The organism is Phaeobacter sp. CAU 1743, from assembly GCF_039839315.1.
Taxonomy (GTDB): domain Bacteria; phylum Pseudomonadota; class Alphaproteobacteria; order Rhodobacterales; family Rhodobacteraceae; genus Phycobacter; species Phycobacter gallaeciensis_A.
Genome location: NZ_JBDOQR010000069.1, coordinates 1 through 22,247, shown reverse-complemented (window position 1 = coordinate 22,247; position 22,247 = coordinate 1). Strand labels below are relative to the sequence as shown.

17 protein-coding genes and 2 pseudogenes are annotated in these 22,247 nt (G+C 63.9%); 14 read left to right on the top strand and 5 right to left on the bottom strand.

The window, feature by feature from the left end; genetic code table 11:
- Positions 1-91, top strand: a pseudogene (locus AAFO90_RS20355) (IS5/IS1182 family transposase); the annotation flags it as partial.
- Between the two features lie 23 nt (positions 92-114).
- On the opposite strand, the pseudogene AAFO90_RS20350 reads toward AAFO90_RS20355, so the two are convergent.
- Positions 115-693 (bottom strand): annotated as a pseudogene (locus tag AAFO90_RS20350) (ACP S-malonyltransferase); the annotation flags it as partial.
- Complete coding sequence (locus AAFO90_RS20345; protein WP_347510556.1) at positions 690-2,879, bottom strand: thiamine pyrophosphate-dependent enzyme; 2,190 nt, start codon at positions 2,877-2,879, stop codon at positions 690-692. The gene AAFO90_RS20345 and the pseudogene AAFO90_RS20350, both read right to left, overlap by 4 nt.
- A 351-nt stretch (positions 2,880-3,230) precedes the next feature.
- Between AAFO90_RS20345 and AAFO90_RS20340 the strand changes: the two genes are divergently transcribed.
- The 6 genes from AAFO90_RS20340 to AAFO90_RS20315 all read left to right on the top strand — a co-directional run bounded on the left by AAFO90_RS20340 (position 3,231) and on the right by AAFO90_RS20315 (position 12,838).
- Positions 3,231-4,247: an efflux RND transporter periplasmic adaptor subunit gene (locus AAFO90_RS20340; RefSeq protein WP_347510555.1), complete on the top strand. Its 1,017-nt coding sequence runs from the start codon at positions 3,231-3,233 to the stop codon at positions 4,245-4,247.
- Positions 4,244-7,516 (top strand): efflux RND transporter permease subunit, encoded by a 3,273-nt coding sequence (locus tag AAFO90_RS20335; RefSeq protein ID WP_347510554.1) that lies wholly within the window; start codon positions 4,244-4,246, stop codon positions 7,514-7,516. Before AAFO90_RS20340 ends, AAFO90_RS20335 begins: the two co-directional genes overlap by 4 nt.
- Positions 7,517-7,684: 168 nt before the next feature.
- Complete coding sequence (acsA, locus tag AAFO90_RS20330; RefSeq protein ID WP_347510553.1) at positions 7,685-9,436, top strand: acetate--CoA ligase; 1,752 nt, start codon at positions 7,685-7,687, stop codon at positions 9,434-9,436.
- Positions 9,433-11,436: a pyruvate dehydrogenase (acetyl-transferring) E1 component subunit alpha gene (pdhA, locus tag AAFO90_RS20325; RefSeq protein ID WP_347510552.1), complete on the top strand. Its 2,004-nt coding sequence runs from the start codon at positions 9,433-9,435 to the stop codon at positions 11,434-11,436. The genes acsA and pdhA overlap by 4 nt, the downstream gene beginning before the upstream one ends.
- The gene (locus AAFO90_RS20320; RefSeq protein WP_347510551.1) at positions 11,433-12,596 is read left to right on the top strand and encodes a dihydrolipoamide acetyltransferase family protein; all 1,164 of its coding nucleotides are present in this window, start codon (positions 11,433-11,435) and stop codon (positions 12,594-12,596) included. Before pdhA ends, AAFO90_RS20320 begins: the two co-directional genes overlap by 4 nt.
- Complete coding sequence (locus AAFO90_RS20315; protein ID WP_274829950.1) at positions 12,593-12,838, top strand: acyl carrier protein; 246 nt, start codon at positions 12,593-12,595, stop codon at positions 12,836-12,838. Before AAFO90_RS20320 ends, AAFO90_RS20315 begins: the two co-directional genes overlap by 4 nt.
- Here the strand turns inward: AAFO90_RS20315 and AAFO90_RS20310 are convergent, their stop codons facing one another.
- The 3 genes from AAFO90_RS20310 to AAFO90_RS20300 form a co-directional block, all read right to left on the bottom strand.
- Positions 12,839-13,576, bottom strand: a complete 738-nt coding sequence (locus AAFO90_RS20310; RefSeq protein WP_347510550.1) for a sulfite exporter TauE/SafE family protein — start codon at positions 13,574-13,576, stop codon at positions 12,839-12,841. It lies immediately after the preceding gene.
- Positions 13,563-16,307, bottom strand: a complete 2,745-nt coding sequence (locus AAFO90_RS20305; RefSeq protein ID WP_347510549.1) for a cation-transporting P-type ATPase — start codon at positions 16,305-16,307, stop codon at positions 13,563-13,565. Before AAFO90_RS20305 ends, AAFO90_RS20310 begins: the two co-directional genes overlap by 14 nt.
- Positions 16,308-16,377: 70 nt before the next feature.
- The gene (locus AAFO90_RS20300; RefSeq protein ID WP_065271946.1) at positions 16,378-16,815 is read right to left on the bottom strand and encodes a hypothetical protein; all 438 of its coding nucleotides are present in this window, start codon (positions 16,813-16,815) and stop codon (positions 16,378-16,380) included.
- A gap of 207 nt (positions 16,816-17,022) precedes the next feature.
- Here AAFO90_RS20300 and atpD point away from each other — a divergent pair, with 207 nt between their 5' ends.
- From atpD to AAFO90_RS20265, 7 genes are read left to right on the top strand one after another with little or no spacing between them, the layout of a single operon-like run.
- Positions 17,023-18,423, top strand: coding sequence for a F0F1 ATP synthase subunit beta (gene atpD / locus AAFO90_RS20295; protein ID WP_347510548.1), 1,401 nt, complete (start codon positions 17,023-17,025; stop codon positions 18,421-18,423).
- The gene (locus AAFO90_RS20290) at positions 18,413-18,802 is read left to right on the top strand and encodes a hypothetical protein (RefSeq protein WP_065271944.1); all 390 of its coding nucleotides are present in this window, start codon (positions 18,413-18,415) and stop codon (positions 18,800-18,802) included. Before atpD ends, AAFO90_RS20290 begins: the two co-directional genes overlap by 11 nt.
- On the top strand, positions 18,799-19,092 hold the full coding sequence (locus AAFO90_RS20285; protein WP_347510547.1) for an AtpZ/AtpI family protein: 294 nt from the start codon (positions 18,799-18,801) through the stop codon (positions 19,090-19,092). The genes AAFO90_RS20290 and AAFO90_RS20285 overlap by 4 nt, the downstream gene beginning before the upstream one ends.
- Before the next feature lie 19 nt (positions 19,093-19,111).
- Positions 19,112-19,849, top strand: coding sequence for a F0F1 ATP synthase subunit A (locus AAFO90_RS20280; RefSeq protein ID WP_347510546.1), 738 nt, complete (start codon positions 19,112-19,114; stop codon positions 19,847-19,849).
- Positions 19,850-19,851: 2 nt separating this feature from the next.
- A complete protein-coding gene (locus AAFO90_RS20275) occupies positions 19,852-20,142 on the top strand; it encodes a F0F1 ATP synthase subunit C (RefSeq protein WP_065271941.1) in 291 nt (96 codons plus the stop codon).
- Between the two features lie 4 nt (positions 20,143-20,146).
- Positions 20,147-20,929 carry a hypothetical protein gene (locus tag AAFO90_RS20270; protein ID WP_065271940.1) on the top strand — a complete coding sequence of 261 codons (783 nt, stop codon included), beginning with the start codon at positions 20,147-20,149 and terminating at the stop codon, positions 20,927-20,929.
- The gene (locus tag AAFO90_RS20265; protein WP_347510545.1) at positions 20,895-22,148 is read left to right on the top strand and encodes a F0F1 ATP synthase subunit alpha; all 1,254 of its coding nucleotides are present in this window, start codon (positions 20,895-20,897) and stop codon (positions 22,146-22,148) included. Before AAFO90_RS20270 ends, AAFO90_RS20265 begins: the two co-directional genes overlap by 35 nt.
- Positions 22,149-22,247: the final 99 nt, after the last annotated feature.

The following is a 22,247-nucleotide window of genomic DNA, read 5'->3' as shown; positions in this document are numbered from 1 at the left end:
GAAGGATTGGGAAAAATCCATCGCCAGCGCGGCAGCTTGGGTCACAATCGCACACATCCGCCGCGTCACGCGGATGCTCGCAAGACAATGAATTCACTCGAAAAGTTTTGAATCAGACTCTAAGGCTGACAGGCCCGCCTCGTTCCCGGCCAAGACCAGCATACCGCCCAGATCAATGGACAGTGCCAGGTCGTGACCAGCACGAGCGTCAATCTCTGCCACCACCGCAAGCAGCTCTGCCTTGCGGGCGGGATCGTTCTGCCAGTCAGCGCCTGCGAAAGGATAGACCAGCTGCCCGCCGATCAATTGCTCCTGCATCAGCGTGCCCATGGTGTTGACCACGGTAAAGCCGTCCTCGGCGCTGAGCGCCCCGGCGGCGGCCAGGGCAATGTACCAGCCCATGGAATTGCCAGTGACCGCGACAACCTCGATATCCTTCGCCAGAGACTGCGCATCTGCCAGCGAAGCAGCATAGATCAGCGGCGATGCGATATCTCCGCGGGAGTATTTCGAGACCGAGAACCGGGTGGCCCCGTCCAGCGTGGTGACCTCTTCCTGTCCTGCGGCGCTGCGCTGGGCGTCAAAGACCGCAAATAGCGCAGCCTTGTCGCCGTGGTGGCGGTGCAGGTAGCCGAGTTCGGGTTTGTTGTAGGTGCCCCGCCCGGGGCAGATCAGTACGGCCTTGCGGGTCATTTTGCACCTCCGGTCAGGTCAAGGGCGGCGGCCAGAATGCTATCCTTGGACGGCAGAGTGGCCGCATAGGCGGGTCCGGTCGCGATAAAGCAATCGCCTGCTGCATGGCGGGCGAGCGCCGTGACGCCGTTTTCGGTGAACAGCGCCATCAACCCCTCGGACTGGCTGCCGGTGGTGCGGCATTCATCGACGATCAGCACGTGTTTGCAGCCTTTAGTGGCCTCCAGCAGCGCCTCCGCCGGGAGCGGCGCCAGCCAGCGCAGATCGATGATCCGGGTCTTGATGCCCTTGGCTTCCAGTTCGGCCTTGGCCTGTGTCGAAAGATACCGCCCGTTGCCATAGGTCACGATCGCCAGATCGGTGCCGGTGCCATCTATGCCCACGTCCCCCAGTGCAATGCGTTGATCCGGGGCAGGGTAGGCGCGCATCCAGCTGCCGTCCTTGGCCTCATGCAGGTCGCGCATCGGATAAAGCGCGATGGGTTCGACAAAGACCACCACCCGCTGCTCCTCGCGGGCAAGGCGAACTGCTTCGCGCATCATCATCGCGGCCTCGGCCCCGTCCGAGGGGCAGGCGATCACGATCCCCGGAATGTCGCGCAGCACGGCCAAGGAGTTGTCGTTGTGGAAATGCCCGCCAAAGCCCTTTTGATAGCCAAGCCCGGCAATGCGCAGCACCATCGGGTTCGAGAACTGCCCGTTTGAAAAGAACGGCAGCGTCGCCGCCTCGCCGCGGATCTGATCCTCGGCGTTATGCAGATAGGCAAGGAACTGGATCTCTGGCATCGGCAGGAACCCGTTGTGGCCCATGCCGATGGCCAGCCCAAGGATCGATTGTTCATCCAAGAGCGTGTCGATCATCCGGTCCGGGCCGAACCGCTGGTGCAGCTTCTGCGTTACGCCATAGACGCCGCCCTTGCGGCCCACATCCTCGCCCATCATGACGATTTCGCCATGCTCCAACATCAGATCGGTTAGTGCCCAGTTGATCAGGCGGGACATCGGCTGCGGCTCGTCCATGGCGCGCATGTCGCTGCCAAAGGTCTCGGCGCGTTTTTCCGGTGGCACGCCATTGGTCGGTGCGCAAACCCGCGCGGGCGGGATCAGGCTGGCGGCCACATCGGCGCCGGTTTTCAGATGCGGGCGGGTGACGACCTCGGTCCGGATGCGTTCGACGCGGTCGCAGGTGTCGTTATAGATCTTCAACGCCTCCTGCGGCTCCAGCGCGCCGGCCTCGGCCAGAAGGCGCACGGAGTGCAGCAGCGGATCGTTGGCCTCATCGGCTTCGACCTCGGCCTTTGCCAGATAGGTGGTGGGCACATCGGCGCCCGCATGGCCATAAAGACGCACGGTGCGAAGGTGCAGGAAGGCGGGCTTGCGCCGGGTGCGCACGTATTCGGCGGCCTCCAGCGCGGTGGCGTGGGCCTCGTAAAGATCCAGCCCGTCGGTCTTGAAATACTTGATGCCGGGCCGCCCCGCCATCGAGGATTCGATCCAGCCGGTGGGCGTCTTGGTGGAAATGCCGATCCCGTTATCCTCGCAGACGAACAGAAGCGGCAGCGGGATCGACTGCACCGAGGTCCAGCCCGCCGTGTTGATCGCGCCCTGCGCGGTGGAATGGTTGGCCGAGGCATCACCAAAGGAACACATGACGATGCTGTCATCGGCCAGCACCTGATGTTCCGGGCGATGGCGCCGGGCCGCACCCACTGAATAGGCGGCACCGACCGCCTTGGGCAGGTGGCTGGCGATGGTGGAGGTCTGCGGCGGGATCATCAGTGCCTTGGAGCCCAGAACCTTGTGCCGTCCGCCCGAGGTGGGATCCTCGGAAGAACAGGCAAAGGACAGCAGCATGTCCCAGGCGATGCGCTGCCCCGGCACCTGGTCGGCGCGGGCAATCTGAAAGGCGGCATCGCGGTAATGGAGGAATGCCATGTCATCGGCGCGGAGGGCGCGGGCAACGGCGGCCATGCCTTCGTGGCCGGAGGAGCCGATGGTATAGAACCCCTCACCGGCCTTCTGCATGGCGCGGCTGGTCAGATCCAGCGCCCGGCTCAGCACCTGGGCGCGGTAGACCGCGACGGCTGTTTCTGGGGCAAGCCCGCTGCGCGGTGAAGCTCCGGCTGGCAACTGTCCGGCTGCAACCCGGTCCAGAAAATTCTGATGCACTATCTGGGCGCGATCCATCTGATGTCCTCATGTCAGTGTCCGGTTGGGGTTATCCCCCAGATGGGGGCGGATTTCCAATGAGTATGCAAGCTCAATTCATGACACGATGGAATGAGTGGTCGTGTGTCAAAGGCGATTTGGAAAGGATTAAGGTTGGGTTTCTACGGGGGAACGTCCCCAGGTCGGCCCCATCAGGGCGTAATTGTCGAGGTTTCCACGATCAAAAGCTTTGTTTTTCATGCAACCTTTGGGATGGTTGGTTGAGCTAGGTCAAAGCCCGATACATTTCGCCCTGCGAATGTGTCGGCCAAAGCTTTCGGTGCGGAACCAGTCATGTTGCGCGACCCCAAGCCCTGAAGAGGAACGATTATGCGCTTTTCGCCCCGAGCCTTGCCGCTCCGAATTTCATCACTGCGTGCCTTGCTGCCGGTGATCTGCCTGCTGGCCTCAAACGGGGTCCATGCGCAGGCTTTTGATGTTGATATGACCGAGGTCTCTGACTGGCGGCCGGTATTCGGCAAGGTCGAAAGCGTGAAACGCGCCCTTGCCCGCGCCCGCCTGTCCGGCAACCTGTACGAGCTGAGCGCGGAGGAAGGCGACAGCGTCGCAAGCGGCGAGACCCTGGCGCGGATCGTCGATGAAAAGCTGGCGCTTGAGATCGCCGGGGTTGAGGCCGGCATCCGGGCGCTGGAGGCGCAGATCGCCCTTGCGCGGATCGATTTGACCCGCGCTCTGGAATTGCGCGAGCGGGGGGCTTCGCCCAAGACGGCGGTGGATCAGGCGCAGACGGCGCTGAACGTGGCCGAGGAAAATCTGGCCGCCCAGCAGGCCCAGCGGGATCTGTTGCAGGCGCGTCAGGCCGAGGGGATCGTGCTGGCGCCCGAAGCGGGCCGGATCCTCAGCGTGCCGGTGGTGGATGGCATGTTCGTCAATCCCGGCGAAACCATCGCCACCATTGCCACCGAGAATTTCGTGCTGCGCACCGAATTGCCGGAACGCCACGCCCGCTATCTGGAAACCGGTGAAACCGTGCGCATTCTGGCGCGCGGCGCGCTGACCAATACCGAGGTACAAAGCGATGGACGCGTCGCCAAAATCTATCCCGAGCTGGTAGCCGGGCAGGTCGTGGTCGATGTGGAGGCCGAGGGGCTGGGCGATTTCTTTGTCGGGGAACGGGTGCGGCTGCTGATCGCCACCGGCCAGCGCCCCGCCATCGTGGTGCCCGAAGGGTATCTGCAGCAGCGCCACGGTGTCACCTTTGCCCGGCTCGACAGCGATGCCGAAGTGGTGGTGCAGCCTGGCGTGCGCGTCGATGGTGGGATCGAGGTTCTGGCGGGGCTGAAACCCGGCGACCGGCTGACCCCCTATGAGGCGGCACAGCAATGAGCACGACACCCAACACCGACGCGCGCACCGATGACGGGGCCGGGGAATCGCTGGGCATTGCCGGTTCCATTTCACGCGCCTTCATCAACTCACCGCTGACGCCGCTGCTGCTGATTGCGGCTCTGATACTGGGGTTTGTGGCCCTGTTGTTGCTGCCACGCGAGGAAGAGCCGCAGATCTCGGTGCCGATGGTGGATGTCTTCATTCAGGCCAACGGGTTGGCCGCCGATGACGCGGTGGAGCTTGTCGCCAAGCCGATCGAGGCACTGCTGCAGCGCCTGCCCGGCGTCGAACATGTCTACAGCCAGAGCTTTGACGACCGTATCATGGCCACCGCCCGGTTCGAGGTGGGCGTTCCCGAGGATGACGCCATCCTCCGCGTTCATTCCGAAATCCGAGCCAATTTCGACCAACTGCCCATCGGCATTCCGGAGCCTCTGATCATCGGGCGCGGGGTCAACGACGTCGCTATTCTGGTTCTGTCACTCGCCCCGCGCGCGGACCTGCCGCGCGATGAGGCAGAGCGGTGGGACAGGGCAAACCTGGGCGAAGTCGCCTCGCAGCTGATGTCGGAACTGTCCAAGGCTGAGGACGTGGGCCGCACCTATATCGTCGGTGACAGCCGCACCGAAATTCGGGTGGAGCCGGACACGGCGGCGCTTGCCCTTTATGGTGTCACGCTGGAGCAATTGGCCGAGAAGGTGCGCAATGCCAACCGGTCTGAGTTGTTGGGCCGGGTGCGCCAGACCGGTGCCTCCCGCGATTTGCTGAGCGGGCAGAGCCTGATCGGCCAGCCCGATCTCGGCCTTTTGCTGGTCACCACCCGTGACGGGCGCCCGGTCTATGTCAAGGACGTCGCCCGCGTCAGCATTGCGCCCGCCGATGCCGACAACCGCGCCTGGACCCTGCACCCTGGAGAGGCCACACCACGACCGGCGGTCTCGCTTGCCTTTGCCAAGCGTGAAGGCGCCAATGCTGTCAACGTGGCCAAGGAACTGCTGCAGCGGCTGGAGATTGCCGAACGCGATTTCCTGCCCGATGCGCTGGAGGTTGAGGTCACCCGCAACTACGGTGAGACGGCGCAGAAGAAATCGGACGAACTGTTCTCGCACCTTGCGGGGGCCAGCGTGTCGATCTTCCTGATGATCGTGGTCTTCATCGGCTGGCGTGAGGGGGTGGTGACGCTGATCATCATTCCCGCCACCATCCTGATGACCTTTGCCGCCTCCTATCTGATGGGGTTCACGATCAACCGGGTGTCGCTCTTCGCGCTGATCTTCTCGATCGGGATCCTGGTGGATGACGCCATCGTGGTGGTGGAAAATATCGCCCGCCATTGGCGGCTGGATCCCAATGGCGACAAGACCAAGGTCGCCCTGCGCGGGGTAGCCGAGGTGGGCAATCCGACCATCATCGCGACGCTCACCATCGTCTTTGCCTTGCTGCCGATGCTGTTTGTCTCCGGCATGATGGGCCCCTACATGAGTCCCATTCCCACCAATGCCTCGGCGGCGATGATCCTCAGCTTTTTCGTGGCGGTGATCTTTGCACCCTGGATCATGCTGCGGCTTCAGCGGCGGAAACCGGGCGCTGTTGCGGCTCATGGGGCAGAGGATGGTCACGGCGAGGATTCCCGCATGGCCCGCATCTATCGCGCCATTGCCCGGCCCTTGCTGGCCAGCCGCAGCGGCGCGGCCATTTTCCTGATCCTCGTCTTCGTGGCCACCGGGGCCTCGGTCTCTTTGTTCGGCACCCAGTCGGTGGTCGTGAAACTTCTGCCCTTTGATGACAAGTCCGAAGTGCAGGTGATCGTCGATCTGCAGGAAGGCGCGACACTGGAAGACACCGAGCGCGCCCTGTTCGCACTGTCGCAGGCGGCCGCCGAAATCCCCGAGATCGAAAGCATCCAAGCCTATGCAGGCACGGCGGCGCCGTTCAACTTCAACGGCCTCGTGCGGCATTACTTCGTGCGGCAGAACCCGGAACTGGGCGATCTGCAGATCAACCTGGCCGACTCGGAAGAGCGTGATCGCCAAAGCCATGCCATCGCGCTGGACCTGCGCGCGCGGCTGGCCGAGGTGGATCTGCCCGCAGGCACATCGGTCAAGGTGGTCGAGGTGCCGCCCGGACCGCCGGTTTTGGCAACGCTGCTGGCCGAGGTCTATGGCCCCGATCCCGAAACCCGCCGCGAGGTGGCCACCGGCCTGCGCGAGATCTTTACGGACGTGGATTTCATCGTCGATGTGGACGACAGTTTCGGTCACCCGCCCGAACGGCTGCGGATCGAGATCGATCAGGCCAGCCTTGATTTTCACGGGGTGGAGCAAAGCGCGGTCTATGACACGCTGTCGCTGCTGTTCCATGGCACAACCGTCGGCTATTCTCAACGCGGCGGCGGGGTGCGGCCTATCCCGATCAGTCTGAAGCTGAGCGAGGAGCGCCGTCAGGTCACCGAAGCGCTGCTGGCGACACCCTTGCCCGCCCGTGGTCCCGCCGGCATCGGTGAGGGCAACGTGGAACTGGGCGAGGTGGTACGCGTCTCGGTCGAGCAAGGCTCATGGCCGGTGTTCCGCAAGAACGGGCTGGATCTGGAGATGGTCACCGCCGATCTGGCGGGCCGGTTCGAAGCGCCGATTTATGGCATGATCGCGGTGCAGGAGGAGATCGACGCCCGCAATTGGCCCGAGGGGATGAAGCCCGAGGTCACCCTTTACGGTCAGCCGATGGATGAGAGCAATCCGATCCTTTTGTGGGATGGCGAGTGGGAGGTCACCTATGTCACCTTTCGCGATATGGGTGCGGCCTTTGGTGCGGCGCTCATCGGGATCTATTTCCTGATCGTCGGCCAGTTCCGCAGCTTCAAGCTACCGCTGGTGATCATGACGCCGATCCCGCTGACACTGATCGGGATCACCCTGGGCCACTGGGCGATGGATGCGCCCTTCACGGCGACATCGATGATCGGTTTCATCAGCCTTGCCGGGATCATCGTGCGGAACTCGATCCTTTTGGTGGATTTCATCCGCCGCGAACAGGACAACGGACGATCATTGCATGATGCGCTGCTGGCGGCGGGGGGCGTGCGCTTCCTGCCGATCTTCCTGACGGCGATCACGGCGATGTCGGGCGCGGCCTTTATTCTGGTCGATCCGATTTTCCAGGGGCTGGGGATTTCACTGCTGTTCGGGCTGGCGACCTCTACCGCGCTAACGTTGCTGGTCATCCCGGCGATCTACTGGGCGTTCCGCGGCGGTCGCGACACGGCATAATGCATCGGTTTGGCGGGGCTTGCCCCGCCGGGCCCCTATCGCCGGTCGTTTCCAGAAGGAGGGAAAAGCGCGCGCTTTGATCCTGATCATCTGCGCGGGCTGCTTTGCCACCTATGATTGTCAAAGACGCGCCCCGGCGTGGCGCGGCAAGCGGAGGGGAGGATCACCATGGCGACAGCGCCGATCACAAAACCGGACAGCGTCAGGGCCGCTGCCAATATGACCGATTACGATACCCTCTGCGCCGGGTTTTCCTGGAACGACGCGCAGGCGCTGATTGATGGGCTGTCCGATGGCAAGATGAACATCGCGCATGAGGCCATCGACCGCCACGTGGCCGCGGGACATGGGGCGCAATTGGCCCTGCGCTGGATTTCGAAATCAGGATCGCAGCAGGATTTCACCTACGCCGCGCTACAGACGGAAACCAACCGCTTCGCCAATATGCTGCGCAGTCAGGGGCTGCAAAAGGGGGACCGGGTCTATGCCCTGCTGGGCCGGGTGCCGGAGCTTTACATCGCCGCCCTTGGCACGCTGAAGGCAGGCTGCACCTTCTGTCCGCTGTTTTCGGCCTTCGGTCCCGAGCCGATCCGCTCGCGGATGGAGATCGGGGGCGCCAATGCGCTGATCACCACCGCGCGGCTTTATAAGCGCAAGGTGAAAGCCCTGCGCCCGGGTCTGCCGGATCTGCGGAAGGTCTTTGTCATTGATCAGGCCGCAGAGGATACCTTGCCGCTGACCGACCTGATGGCGGATGCCTCGGAGGAGTTCACCACCGAAGCCATGGACCCCGAGGACACAGCCCTTTTGCATTTTACCTCGGGCACCACTGGCAAGCCGAAGGGCGTCGTGCATGTGCATCAGGCGGTGGTCGCCCACAACTGGACCGGGCGCATCGCGCTGGATCTGCGGGCGGGCGATACCTATTGGTGCACCGCCGATCCGGGCTGGGTTACCGGCACGTCCTACGGGATCGTCGCGCCCCTGACCAACCGCGTTTCGATGATCGTTGACGAGGCCGAGTTTGACGTCGCCCGCTGGTATGACATTCTGGAACGCGAGGGCGTCAATGTCTGGTACACCGCGCCAACGGCCATCCGCATGCTGATGAAGGCGGGCACCGAGGCGCTTCAGGGGCGTGATTTCCCCGCCTTGCGGTTCATGGCCAGCGTCGGCGAGCCGCTGAACCCCGAGGCGGTGATCTGGGGAAACGCGGCCTTTGGTCAGCCGTTCCACGACAATTGGTGGCAAACCGAAACCGGCGGGATCATGATCGCCAATTATGCCGCGATGGATGTGAAACCCGGCTCCATGGGAAGGCCGCTGCCGGGGATCGAGGCGGGAATCGTCGAAATGGACCCGGAAGGAGACTCTCTGCGCGCCCTGACCGAGCCGCAGGCGATGGGAGAACTGGCCCTGCGTCCCGGCTGGCCGTCGATGATGCGTGGCTACCTGCATGAACAGGCGCGCTATGACAAATGCTTCCGCGATGGCTGGTACCTGACCGGTGACCTCGCGATGCGCGATGCGGACGGGTATTTCTGGTTTGTGGGCCGCGCCGATGACCTGATCAAAAGCGCCGGGCATCTGATTGGCCCATTTGAGGTTGAAAGCGCCCTGATGGAGCATGAGGCCGTCGCCGAGGTCGGCGTTATCGGCATTCCCGATGAAACCGCGGGTGAGCTGGTGAAGGCCTATGTGGCGCTGAAACCGGGGTATGAGCCGGATGAGGATCTGCGGCTTGATCTGCTGGGGCACGCCCGCAAACGGCTGGGGCCTGCGGTCGCCCCGAAAGAGATCGCCTTTCGCAAAAACCTACCCAAGACCCGCAGCGGCAAGATCATGCGCCGCCTTCTGAAAGCACGCGAGCTGGGCCTGCCCGAGGGCGATATCTCAACCCTGGAAAGTGACGAGACATGAGCATCGACCATGTGAAACCCCGCCTAGACCACGCCCATGTCCGCGAGCTGCTGAAGGCGATGATCCGCATCCGCCATTTCGAGGACAAATGCGCCGAACTCTACTCCCGCGAAAAAATCCGTGGGTTCCTGCATCTCTATGATGGGGAGGAAGCGGTTGCGGCGGGCATCATCCCGCTGCTCAGCCCGCAGGACCGGGTGGTCGCCACCTACCGCGAACACGGTCATGCGCTGATGCGCGGGGTGCCCATGGGCCGCGTCCTGGCGGAAATGTACGGCAAGGCCGAAGGCTGCGCCGGGGGGCGGGGCGGTTCGATGCACATGTTCAGCCGCGATCACAATTTCTACGGCGGCAATGCCATCGTCGGCGGTGGCTTGCCTCTGGCCGCTGGCCTTGCGCTGGCCGACCGGATGCAAGGAGCCGACGCCGTGACCGCCTGTTTCTTTGGCGAGGGCGCGGTGGCCGAAGGCGAGTTCCACGAAAGCCTGAACCTTGCCGCGCTCTGGGATCTGCCGGTTTTGTTCGTTTGTGAAAACAACGGCTATGCCATGGGCACGGCGCTGGACCGCTCGGAATCGCAGACCGACATTCACGCCAAGGCGGCCAGCTATGGCATCGACAGCCACGTGGTCGACGGCATGGATATCGTCGCCGTTGAAGGCGCTGCGCGGAAGGCTCTGAAGGCCATCGCCGACTCCGGCAAGCCGCAATTTCTGGAATGCCGCACTTACCGTTTCCGCGCGCATTCCATGTTCGATGCCCAGCTTTACCGCCCCAAGGAGGAGGTCGCCGACTGGCGCGCCAAGGGGCCAATCGTCCGGTTCCAGACCTGGGCCGAGGAAAATCATCTGCTGCGCGCGGGCGAAGTGGATGACATCACCGCAGAGGTTAACGCCGAGATTGCCGAGGCCGTCGCCTTTGCTGAGAGTGGCACAGAGGAACCGGTGGCGGACCTCGCCAAATATGTAATGTCGCCTGATCGGCCCGCGCCGCCCGAGGTCGCGCCGCCCGGCCAACCCATCTCTACCACCTACCGCGAGGCGGTGCGTGCCGGGATCGTGGACGCCATGACCCGTGATCCCCGCGTGTTCCTGATGGGAGAGGACGTTGGCCGCTACGGTGGCTGCTATGCGGTCTCCAAGGGGCTGCTCGATCAGTTTGGCGAGGATCGCATCCGCGACACGCCCCTGTCCGAATCCGGTTTCACCGGTGCCGGGATCGGTGCTGCGATGGCTGGGATGCGGCCCATTGTCGAGGTAATGACGGTCAACTTCTCGCTGCTGGCGCTGGACCAGATCCTCAACACCGCCGCCACCTTCCGCCATATGTCGAACAACCAGTTCGGGGTGCCCGTGGTGATCCGCATGGCCACTGGCGCGGGGCGGCAACTTGCGGCGCAGCATTCGCACTCTTTGGAGGGCTGGTACGCCCATATCCCCGGCCTGCGGGTGCTGGCACCGGCGACGCTGGAGGACGCGCGCGGTATGCTCTGGACCGCGCTCAACGATCCTGACCCGGTGCTGATCTTTGAAAACGTCATGCTTTATAACCGCGAGGGCGAGCTGGCTGAAAACGCTGGTCCCGTGGATATCGACCGCGCCGTGGTCCGGCGGACGGGCACGGATATCTCGCTGATCACCTATGGCGGATCCCTGTTCAAGACGCTGGAGGCGGCCGAGGCGCTGGCGCAGGAAGGCATCGACGCCGAGGTGATCGACCTGCGCTCTCTGCGGCCCCTGGACCGGGAGACGATCCTGTCCTCGGTGCGCAAGACCCGCCGCGCTGTGATGGTGGATGAGGGTTGGAAGAGCGGCAGCCTGGCTGCTGAGATTGGCATGATCCTGGCGGAAGAGGCCTTTTGGGATCTGGACGCCCCCTTGGCCCGGGTGTGCAGCGCCGAGGTGCCGATCCCCTATGCGGCGCATCTGGAACAGGCGGCGATCCCGCAGGTGGCGGAGATCCTCGCCACCGCCCACCGGGTGATGGGGGCGACCCCATGAGCGATTTCCTCATGCCCTCGCTTGGGGCGGATATGGAGGCGGGCACCCTGATGGAACAGGTGGTGGCCGTGGGCCAACCCGTCATGCACGGCGATATCATCGCCGTGGTGGAAACCCAGAAAGGCGCCATCGAGATAGAGTGCTACGAGACCGGAACGGTGACGGAATGGCTGGTCGGCATCGGGGAGAGCGTGCCCGTAGGAACGCCGCTGGCACGGATCGATACCGGGGAGACAGCAGATGGGCGGACTGCTGAACCTGCGCCTGTGCCAGAGTCCGAAAAGCCCAAACCCCGGGCGGTCGCAGAGCCTCCGCAACCGGCACCATCTGTTCCCACCGGTACACGCATTGTCGCTTCTCCAGCGGCACGACGCTTGGCGGCTGAAAAGGGTGTGGACCTCAGTGCAATCTCGGTGCCATCCGGCCAGCCGATTCGCCACGCAGATGTCGCCGCCCATATCACGGCAGGCGGCAAGACTGCGACGCAGGACACCGGCCTCAGCGCCATGCGGCAGGCGATTGCCGCCGCGATGTCGCGCTCCAAACAGGAAATTCCGCATTTCTACCTCACCCATCAGGTGGATCTGACCACGCTTGATGACTTCATCACTGAGATGAACGAAACCCGCGCGCCCGAGGACCGTGTGCTACCGCCGGTGTTCTACCTGCGCGCCATGGCGCGGGCGCTGAAGAAATACCCCGAGTTCAATGGCCATTTCGAAGGTGGCACCTTCATCCCGGCCAAGGAGGCCCATATCGGTCTTGCCATCGCCCTGCGCGGTGGCGGGCTGGTGGCGCCCGCGCTGTTCGATGTGGCCGCGCAGGAGCGCGACGGGTTGATGGCGCAGATGCGCGATCTGATCGGGCGGGTGCGCGCGGGCCGCTTCAAGGCGCGCGAATTGTCGGATGCCACCATCACCCTCACCAGTCTGGGTGACCGCGGCATCGACGGGCTGTTCGGGGTGATCTACCCACCACAGGTGGCCATCGTCGGCATCGGTACGCCCGCGCTGCGCCCCTGGGTGGTGGACGGCAAGGTGGTGCCGCGCCAGATCGCAACCCTGACACTGGCCGCAGACCACCGCGTCAGCGACGGCCACCGCGGCGCGCTGTTCCTGCGCGCCATCGACCGATTTCTACAGGAGCCCGAAACCCTATGACCCGCACCGAGATAGAACAGGCCCTTGGCGAAGAGCTGACCCGGATCGCGCCGGATATCCCGCTGGACGACATCGACAGCAGCGCCGATCTGCGGGATGAGTTCGACATCGATTCAATCGATTTCCTGAACCTCGTCACCGCGCTGGGCAAACGGTTCGCTCTGGAGATGCCCGAAGCGGATTATCCCCAGATGGACAGTTTCGATCATCTGGTGGAGTATCTCTCCGCCAGGGTGTCCTGACTACAGTAGAGCCCGGCCCAAGCCGATAAGACACAGCGCCAGAAGCAGCCACAGCACGATGCGGCGAAAACGCCTGTCGTGGCTTCCATAGCGGGCAAAACAGATTGAGCCCAGCCACAGGCCGATGAACAGCAGGGGCAGGGCGGCTGCGATATGCCAAAGGATCTGCCCGCTGTAATGACCGGATACCGTCAGAAGCGCGCCAACCCAGAGATCAGTGAAGAAGAAATAGGCGATCATTGTCGCCCGCATGGCCCGTGAACTGATCGCGGTCGTGGTGAAGAACAGGCCCAGCACCAGCCCGCTCATTGCGGTGGCGCCATTGACCACACCGGCAATGAAGCCGGCGAGGGACAGAACCATGGCGGTTGGAACTGTGGGCCGGATGGGCCGCAGCAGCAGCGTCAACACCGCGCCGATGATCAAGACGTGCACGCCGATCCGCATCGCCTGATCCGGTACATGATCCAGCAGTGCCACCCCGATCGGATTGCCGATCAACCCGGCCAGCAGCAGATAGGCAAGGGCGCGGCGCTCCACATCCCTCAGCACGCTGCGTGATTGTCCCAGCGATGCCATGATCTCAAGCGCGATGGACATCGGCGCGATCTGGCTGGCAGGCAGCCAGAAGATCAGTCCGGCCATCAGGACAGTCGAAAAACCGAACCCCGAATAACCACGCAGAAAGGCCGCTGTGAAAACCACTGATCCGGCCAGCAGCAGATCAACCGCGTTCAACGTCGCGCCCCCGAAGGCTGGCCCGGCCTGACGGCTGTGTTCCCAGCTCGCGGTCATGTCCCGGTGTGAGGTTGAACAGCAGCAGGATCTGCCCGGCAATCAACGGCACCAGGCTGAGCGCTGCAGCCAGACCCAATCCCGGCAGGCCGGGGTCGGGAAGATCCAGCAGCGCCGACAGCGACGGCAGCCACAACGCCAGTGCCACCAGACCAGCACAAAGGGCCAGCGCTGCCCAAATGTATGGGTTCCCCGTCACGTCGTTGACCAGTTGCCGCCCGCTGTCCCCCCGCACATTGAAGACATTCCACAGCTGCGCCAGGGCCAGTGTCACGAAGGCCACCGTGATCGCCTGCCCGGTCTCCAATCGCAGCCAGTAGAGCGCCAGAGCAAACCCCGACAGTGTCGCGCCGGTGATCAGCAGGCTGAGAACACCGATCAACGCCCATTCCGGCCGTCCGGCAATGGGCTCCGAGGGATCGCGGGGCGGCCGGGACATGATCGCTCTGTCTCCTTTGCCCAGCCCCAGTGCAAAGGCTGGAAACACGTCGGTCACGAGGTTCAGGAACAGGATCTGCAAGGGCAGAAGCGGTGCGGGCAGACCGGCGCCGACGGCGATGCCGACAACCAGTACCTCGCTGACGTTGCAGGACATCAGGTAGAGGACGAATTTGCGGATATTGTCAAAGATCACCCGCCCCTGCCACATGGCCTCGATCAGGGTGCCGAAGGCATCGTCTTTCAGCACCACATCGGCCGCCTCGCGCGCGACCTGTGTACCGCGTTTGCCCATGGCGATGCCGATGTCTGATTTCTTCAGCGCCGGGGCATCGTTGACGCCATCGCCGGTCATGGCTACCACATGCCCGGCCTGCTGGAACAGGCGCACAAGCGTCAGTTTCGTTTCCGGCGCCACACGGGCAAAGACATCTGCCGCCAGCACCCTGTCACGCAAGGCGAAATCCGCCGTATCAGGGTCGAAATCCCGCAGGTCATCGCCTTCGATCACCGTGAGGTCGCCCAGAGTTAAACCGGCGTCCCGCGCAATTGTTGCCGCGGTGTCTGCATGATCGCCGGTGATCATCGCGACCCGCACCCCGGCCGCCAGGCTGGCGCGGATCGCATCGGGCACATCAGCGCGCAGCGGGTCAAGGAAACACACCAACCCCACCAGCGTCAGGCCCTGATAGGGATTTTCGTCGGGTATTTCGGAGTGTTTGATTGCCAGCGCCAGCAGCCGCAGCCCCTCGCGCGCGGCGGCGCTTTGCCGGGCTGCCCATTCCTGCCGCGCTGGGCCATCCAGCGGCGCCGGACCATCCGGCAGCAAGTGAGTGTCGCAGGCTTCGATCACCGCTTCGGGCGCGCCTTTGATGGCGTAGATGAACCCGCCCCGGTCCCCGTCCGCGGCGCGGTTGACGCTGGCCATCATCTTATGCTCGGGGTCAAAGGCGTGTTCGGCCACCTGGGGAAAATCCCGCTCAAGCTTCGCGCGGGTCATCGCGGCTGCTTGGGCGGCGTGCAGCAGTGCGACCTCCATTGGCTCACCGCTGGCGCTGTCTCCGGTGGCCGGATTGCCGGTTTCGGCATTGTTGCACAGCACCCCGATCCGCAGCGCCAGATCGAAGCGGTCGTCAGCCGGTGCGGCGGCATTTTTCGCGGGCCGGACCTCGGCGCCTTCGAACAGGTAGCGCACCGCCGCCATTTTGTTCTCTGTCAGTGTGCCGGTCTTATCAGTGAGGATCAGCGTCGTTGCCCCCAGAGTTTCTACCGAGGACAACCGGGTGATCAACGCATTGTGCGCCGCCATGCGCCACATGCCGCGCGCCAGACAGAGGGTGGCGACGATCGGCAGGCCTTCGGGCACCGCCGCCACCGCCAGCGCCGTGCCGGTGCGGATCATGTCGATCAGCGCGTGACCGCGCAGAACGCCCGCTGCAATCATCAACGCGGCCAGAGCCAGCGTCAGCCAGACCAGCCGGTGGCCGAGCCTGTCCAGCCGCCGCTCCAGTGGCGATATCTCGGCCTCGGCGGTTTCTGTCAGGGCACTGATCTGGCCGATTTCGGTTGTCATCCCGGTGGCCACGACGATGGCCTCTCCGGCGCCGCGGGTGATCGCGGTCCCCTTGAACACCATGTTGTGACGGTCTGGGATCCCGGCCTCCGGGGCGACCGGGTCGATACTCTTGGAAACGGGCAGGGATTCCCCGGTCAGGATCGATTCATCGCTTTGCAGGTTCGAGGCCTGAAGCAGACGGAGATCGGCGGTGACGATGTCTCCGGCATCGAGGATCACGATATCTCCCGGAACCAGCGCGCGGGCATCGATCCGGCGCACTCTGCCGTCGCGGCGCACCAGCGTCCTGACTTCGGCAATGCGCAGCAATGCCTCCATCGAGCGGACCGCGCGCAATTCGGTGAAAAACCCGATGGCGCCGTTGAACAGGATCACCACCAGGATCGCCAGACCTTCTGGAATGTCACCGAAAGCAAAGGACAGCCCGGCTGCCATGGCCAGCAGCCAGATGATGATGCTGCGGAACTGATGCGCCAGAAGCAGCAGCGCGCTTTGCGGCTTTTGGGCCCGCAGCTGGTTTCTGCCGTGGCGGGCGCGGCGGGCGGCAACTTCGGCGGCGTTCAGGCCGCGGGCCGGATCGCAGGCCAGCGCCGCAGCGACATCCGCTGCAGGCAGGGCGAAAGGCAAGGCGTCTGGTGCTGTGCCCGTCACCGGTGCCATATCACTCTCCGTCACGCGGTGCGGGACAACCTGGAAACTGCCCATCCGGAAATGTCAGGTGGCGGCCGGGTCACACCGGAATTGCGTGGCCGTGCTCTGCATCCTCCACCGCAGCGGAGACCGAATCCAGCGTTTCCTTGTTGGCGCTGACTTCACCGGCGGTGACATATTCTGCACTGCGGGTGCAGAAATCGACCCATTCCTGGACGTCTTCGGCCACCCGCTCGGCGGATTGCATCTGCCAGTCGTGCAGCACCTTGGCCGCCGCACCCGGATCGACCGGAGCAGTGCCGAACAGCTCTGCCGTGGCCTGCAATGCGGTGCGGGCCGCCGTGTGGCGGCGGTCGAACCAGTGTTTTGAAAATTGTTCGGCCTCTTGCAGGATCTTTTCCTGGACTTCCCAGAATTGATGCGCCTGCGGGCCCAGCAGAGGATTGGCGGAAAACAGAGCCTGCGCCGCCTGATCAAAGCCGCCGGAGGTTTTCGATTCAGATTGAGTTTTGGCCATGGGACACCTTTGGTTGTGCGTCATAAGACAAACACCGGGTGCAGCGGATCCGCTCCGCCCGGGTGCGGAAATCATAGGCAGAATAGTCTGATTCCCGTGTCATTGAATTGACTCCAATCAAGGTGAATGCGCCGATGGGTCATAATATCAGCACCAAACGCCTGTTTCTGATAGGCTTGCAGCACAGGTGCAACAAAAGGATCCGACGTGTCCGACAGCGCATCCATTGGCCATATCACTGCCATCGAGGGCAGCATCGCCGATGTCCGGTTCGCAGCAGAGCTGCCTGCAATCGGCACTCGTCTGGTCACCCTGTCCGATCCCGCGATCACCATCGAGGTCGCCAGCCTGCCGGGGCGGGAGACTGCGCGCGGGCTGATCCTGAACCCCAACACGGAGCTGCGCCTTGGCATGCCGGTGCGCAACACCGGTCTGCCGCTCTCGGTGCCGGTGGGGCCTGCCCTGCTTGGACGCATGGTCAACCTGTTCGGCGATTCCATTGACGGACGCCCGCTGCCCGGTGACATGCCGCGCCGATCGATCCATGGCACGCCGGTGCCGCTGTCCCGGCGCCGGGCCGAGGGTGAGTTGTTTGAGACGGGGATCAAGGCGATTGACCTGCTCAGCCCGCTGGAACGCGGCGGCAAGGCGGGGCTGTTCGGGGGCGCCGGTGTCGGCAAGACCGTTCTGATCACCGAGATGATCCACAATATGGTCGCCGAATACGAGGGTATCAGCCTGTTCTGTGGCATCGGGGAACGCTGCCGCGAAGCCGAGGAATTGCATCGCGACATGGAGGAGGCCGGGGTGCTGGACCGCACCGTCATGGTCTTTGGCCAGATGAACGAAACCCCCGGCGTGCGGTTCCGCGTCGGCCATGCGGCGCTGACCATTGCCGAGTATTTCCGCGACGATCTGAACCGCGATGTTCTGGTGCTGATCGACAATATCTATCGTTTCGTGCAGGCCGGCTCCGAGGTTTCGGGCCTTCTGGGGCGGATCCCGTCGCGGGTGGGTTATCAGCCGACGCTGGGCACCGAGCTGGCTGATCTGGAAGAGCGGATCTGCTCCACCAGCCGGGGCAGCATGACCTCGATTCAGGCGGTCTACGTGCCGGCTGATGATTTCACCGACCCGGCGGCGACGCATACGTTTTCGCACCTGTCAGCCTCGATCACCCTGTCGCGCAAGAAGGCCTCCGAAGGGTTGTATCCCGCCATCGACCCGCTGAAATCCTTTTCCCGGATGCTGACGCCGGGGGTTGTCAGCACCCGCCACTACATGATCGCCAGCGCGGTGCGCAACACGCTGGCCGAGTACGAGGATCTCAAGGATATCATCGCCATGCTGGGGCTGGAGGAGCTTTCGGAAACGGACCGCGCCACCGTGCGCCGCGCCCGGCAGATCGAACGGTTTCTGACACAGCCGTTTTACTCCACCGAAAAGATGACCGGCATACCGGGGCGTTTCGTGCCGCTGAGTGAGACGCTGTCTTCCTGTGAGCGCATCATGAATGATGAGTTCCGCGATCATCCCGAAAGCGCCTTTTACATGATCGGAACGGTGGCGGATCTGGCGCAGAAAGAGGGGGCGGGACATGCGGCTTAAGATCCTGCTGCCCGACCGGCTGTGCCTTGATCTGGAGGTCGTGCGTATCGTGGCCGAAGGGCCGGATGGCGCATTCGGGATGTTGCCGCACCATATCGATTATGTCTCTCAGCTGGCCCCGGGCATCCTGACTTACGAGGAGACGGGCGGGCAGGTGCGCTATGCCGGGATCCATTCCGGAACACTGGTGAAGGTCGGGGATGAGGTGCTGGTCTCCACCTCCGGCGCGGTGCTGGGCGATGATCTGCAGACGGTGCAACAGCGGGCGCAGGCCGATTTCCGCGCCGCCGAGCAAAGCGAACGGGCCGCCCGCGCAGCATTGGCTCGGCTGGAGGCACAGATCGTGCGCCGGTTCCTGGAACTGGAGCAGGCGCTATGAACGGCGAACGGCCCGACGCAGAGGAGGCGGAAGAGATCGTCCGCAAGGCCCGTCGCAAACAGGCGGCACAAAAGCACCCGCAGCGCAGCGCGCTTTATGGGCTGGGGATGTTCGGTCTTGTCGGCTGGTCAGTTGCGGTGCCGGTGGTTCTGGGCGTCGCGCTGGGCGTCTGGATCGATGGACGCGTCCAGTCGCACCGGTCCTGGACGCTGATCCTGCTTTTGGCTGGTGCGGCGCTGGGTTGTCTCAACGCCTGGTACTGGGTGCAGCGCGAAGGGGGTGATGAATGACACAGGCGGAGACACCGTGATGCAGATCAGTCCCGATCAATGGGTATTGGCCGAATGGAACGGGTTGCAGCTGACCGCCACCGTGGCGTTCACTTGGCTGGTGATGGCGCTGCTGGCCGCCGGGTCCTGGCTGGTCACCTCGCGCCTGTCGACGGGCGAAAAGGTCTCCCGCTGGCAGGTCATGCTGGAGGTCATCGTTACCGCCATCCGCGACCAGATTTCCGAGATCAGCGGCGGTGACGGCGCGCGCTATCTGCCCTTTATCGGAACCCTGTTCCTGTTCATCGCCGCCGCCAACCTGCTGTCGGTGGTGCCCGGCTATGTGCCGCCTACCGGCTCCCTCTCCACCACTGCGGCGCTGGCCATCGCGGTGCTGGTGGCAGTGCCCGCCTTTTCCATCGCTCGGCAGGGGATCGGCGGTTACCTGAAGACCTATGTGCGGCCCAGCCCCATCATGCTGCCCTTCAATCTGGTGTCAGAGGCATCGCGGACCGTTGCCCTGGCCGTGCGCCTATACGGCAATGTCATGAGCGGCACGATCATCGTCGGCATCCTGATCAGCGTGGCGCCGTTCTTCTTTCCGGTGGTCATGCAGGTTCTGGGCCTGCTGACCGGCCTGATCCAAGCTTATATCTTTGCCGTTCTGGCGATGGTTTACATCGCCTCGGGCGCGCGCAGCAGCCGATCGCTGTCGTCTGGTGTCGGCGCCGCCCCTGCCAACCAAACTGGTCACAGCCAAACACGAAAGGAACCCTGATCATGGACGCTTCCGTCTGGATCGCCATCGCCTCGATTGTCACGGCGGGGCTGACCATCACCATCGGTGCCATCGCCCCCGCGCTGGCCGAAGGCCGGGCCGCGGCGCAGGCGCTGCAGTCCCTTGCACAGCAGCCGGACGCCGCCCCGACGATCACCCGCACCCTTTTCGTCAGTCTTGCGATGATCGAATCCACCGCGATCTACTGTTTCGTGGTGGCGATGATTCTGCTGTTTGCTAACCCATTCGTGGACATCGCCGCTCTGACTGCGGCGCTCCCGGGCGGAGGATGATCCGGTGCAGATCGACTGGCTGACCGTCGCGGCGCAACTGGTGAACTTCCTCGTTCTGATCTGGTTGCTGAAACGCTTTCTCTACGGGCCTGTGACCAAGGCAATGGCCGAGCGGGAACAACGGATTGCCGAGCGGCTTGGCGATGCGCGCCGCGTGCGTGAAGAGGCTGTCACCGAAGCCGAAGCGCTGCGGGCCGAGCGGCAGGCGCTGGACAGCCATAGGGAGGCCGAGATGGCAAAGGCCCGCGCCGCAGCCGAGGCGTTGCGCCAAGAGCTGGAGGCCGATCTGCGCGAAGACATGGAGCAGAAACGTGCGGCCTGGCTGGACCATTTGCAGGAGGACCGCACTGAAATCGTGCTGGAGATGCAAAAGCGCACAGCCGCCCACGTGGGGCAGGCGCTGCGCCGTGTTCTGGCGGATTTCGCCGGGGCCGATCTGGCGGAGCAGATGGCGGCAGAGTTCGCCCGGCAATTGTCCTCGCTCGACCTTGAGGAGCGCAGGCGGCTGGAACGGGCAGCGGAAGGCATGCCGGGGGCGGCGCTGGTGGAATGCAGCATGGAGCTGCCAAGCGCGGCGCGGCGCCACCTGACCCGCGCTATCCACGACGAGATCGCAGAGGGTATAAAGGTGGATTATGCCACCGCCGGGGATGTTACCTTTGGCATCCGTCTGACGCTGGGCCATCAGGTACTGGACTGGTCGGCAGGGCGCTATCTGGACCGGCTGGGCCTGCTGATCGAAGAAAGCCTGGATGCCGTGGCAAGCGAGGCTGCCGATGCCGCATGACGGGCAGAAGGGCGGGCGCAATGACAAGCGCACAGACGGGCAGGGCATGGCGGGCCGGATTGCCGCAGGGCTGGTCGACCGGATGGACCGGATCCTTGCCGAAACCGCCCCGGTGGCCGAAATCACCGATGTTGCCCGGGTTCTGTCTGTTGGCAATGGCATTGCGCGGATCGCCGGGTTTCCCGACCTCAGGGCGGATGAGCTGGTGGTCTTTGCCGGTGGGCAGACCGGTATCGCCTCCAGCCTGGCTACCGACCGTATCGGGGTAATTGTACTGGGTGACAGCGTCGGCATCCGCCCCGGTGACAAGGTGCACCGCACACGCCGCGTCGTTGACACACCGGTTGGTGCCGCGCTGCTGGGGCGGGTTGTCGATGCGATGGGGCAGCCCATTGATGGTGCTGGACCGCTGCAGTGCCGCGACCGCGCGCCCATCGAACGTGCGGCCCCGCCCATCATGCACCGCGCGCCGGTCAGCGTGCCGCTGCAGACCGGGATCAAGGCGATCGATGCCGCCGTGCCCATCGGGCGTGGTCAGCGCGAGTTGATCGTCGGTGATCGGCAATCCGGCAAGACGGCCATCGCCGTCGATACCATCCTGAACCAGCGCGACACCGGGGTGATCTCGATCTATTGCGCCATCGGGCAGCGGGCTTCGGCGGTGGCGCGGGTGATCGATAGCCTGCGCAAGGGCGGCGCACTGGAGCGCACCATCGTCGTGGTGGCCGGCGGAGAGGACGCGCCGGGGCTGCAGTTCATCGCGCCTTATGCGGCCACTGCCATGGCTGAACATTTCATGGACGAAGGGCGTGATGTGCTGATCGTCTATGACGATCTGACCCGCCATGCCCGCGCCTATCGCGAGCTGTCGCTTCTGTTACGCCGCCCGCCCGGCCGCGAGGCCTATCCCGGTGACATTTTCTATATTCATTCGCGGCTGCTGGAACGCGCCACCCCGCTGCGCGAAGAACACGGTGGCGGTTCGCTGACTGCTCTGCCGGTGATCGAAACCCAGGCGCAGAATATTTCCGCCTTTATTCCCACCAACCTCATTTCCATCACGGACGGGCAGATCTACCTGTCGCCCTCGCTGTTCGAAAAGGGCAGGCTGCCGGCCATCGACATCGGCACCTCGGTCAGCCGCGTTGGCGGCAAGGCGCAATTGCCTGCCTTTCGCGCTGTGGCGGGGGATCTGAGAGCCCGATTTGAAACTAATTGAGTGAGTTCAGGAGGTTGTGTTTCTGTTCGGGTACGACACTGAACGGAGACCACGATGGCCTGGACCGAACTCACCCGCAGCCAGCATGCCCGTGAGGGC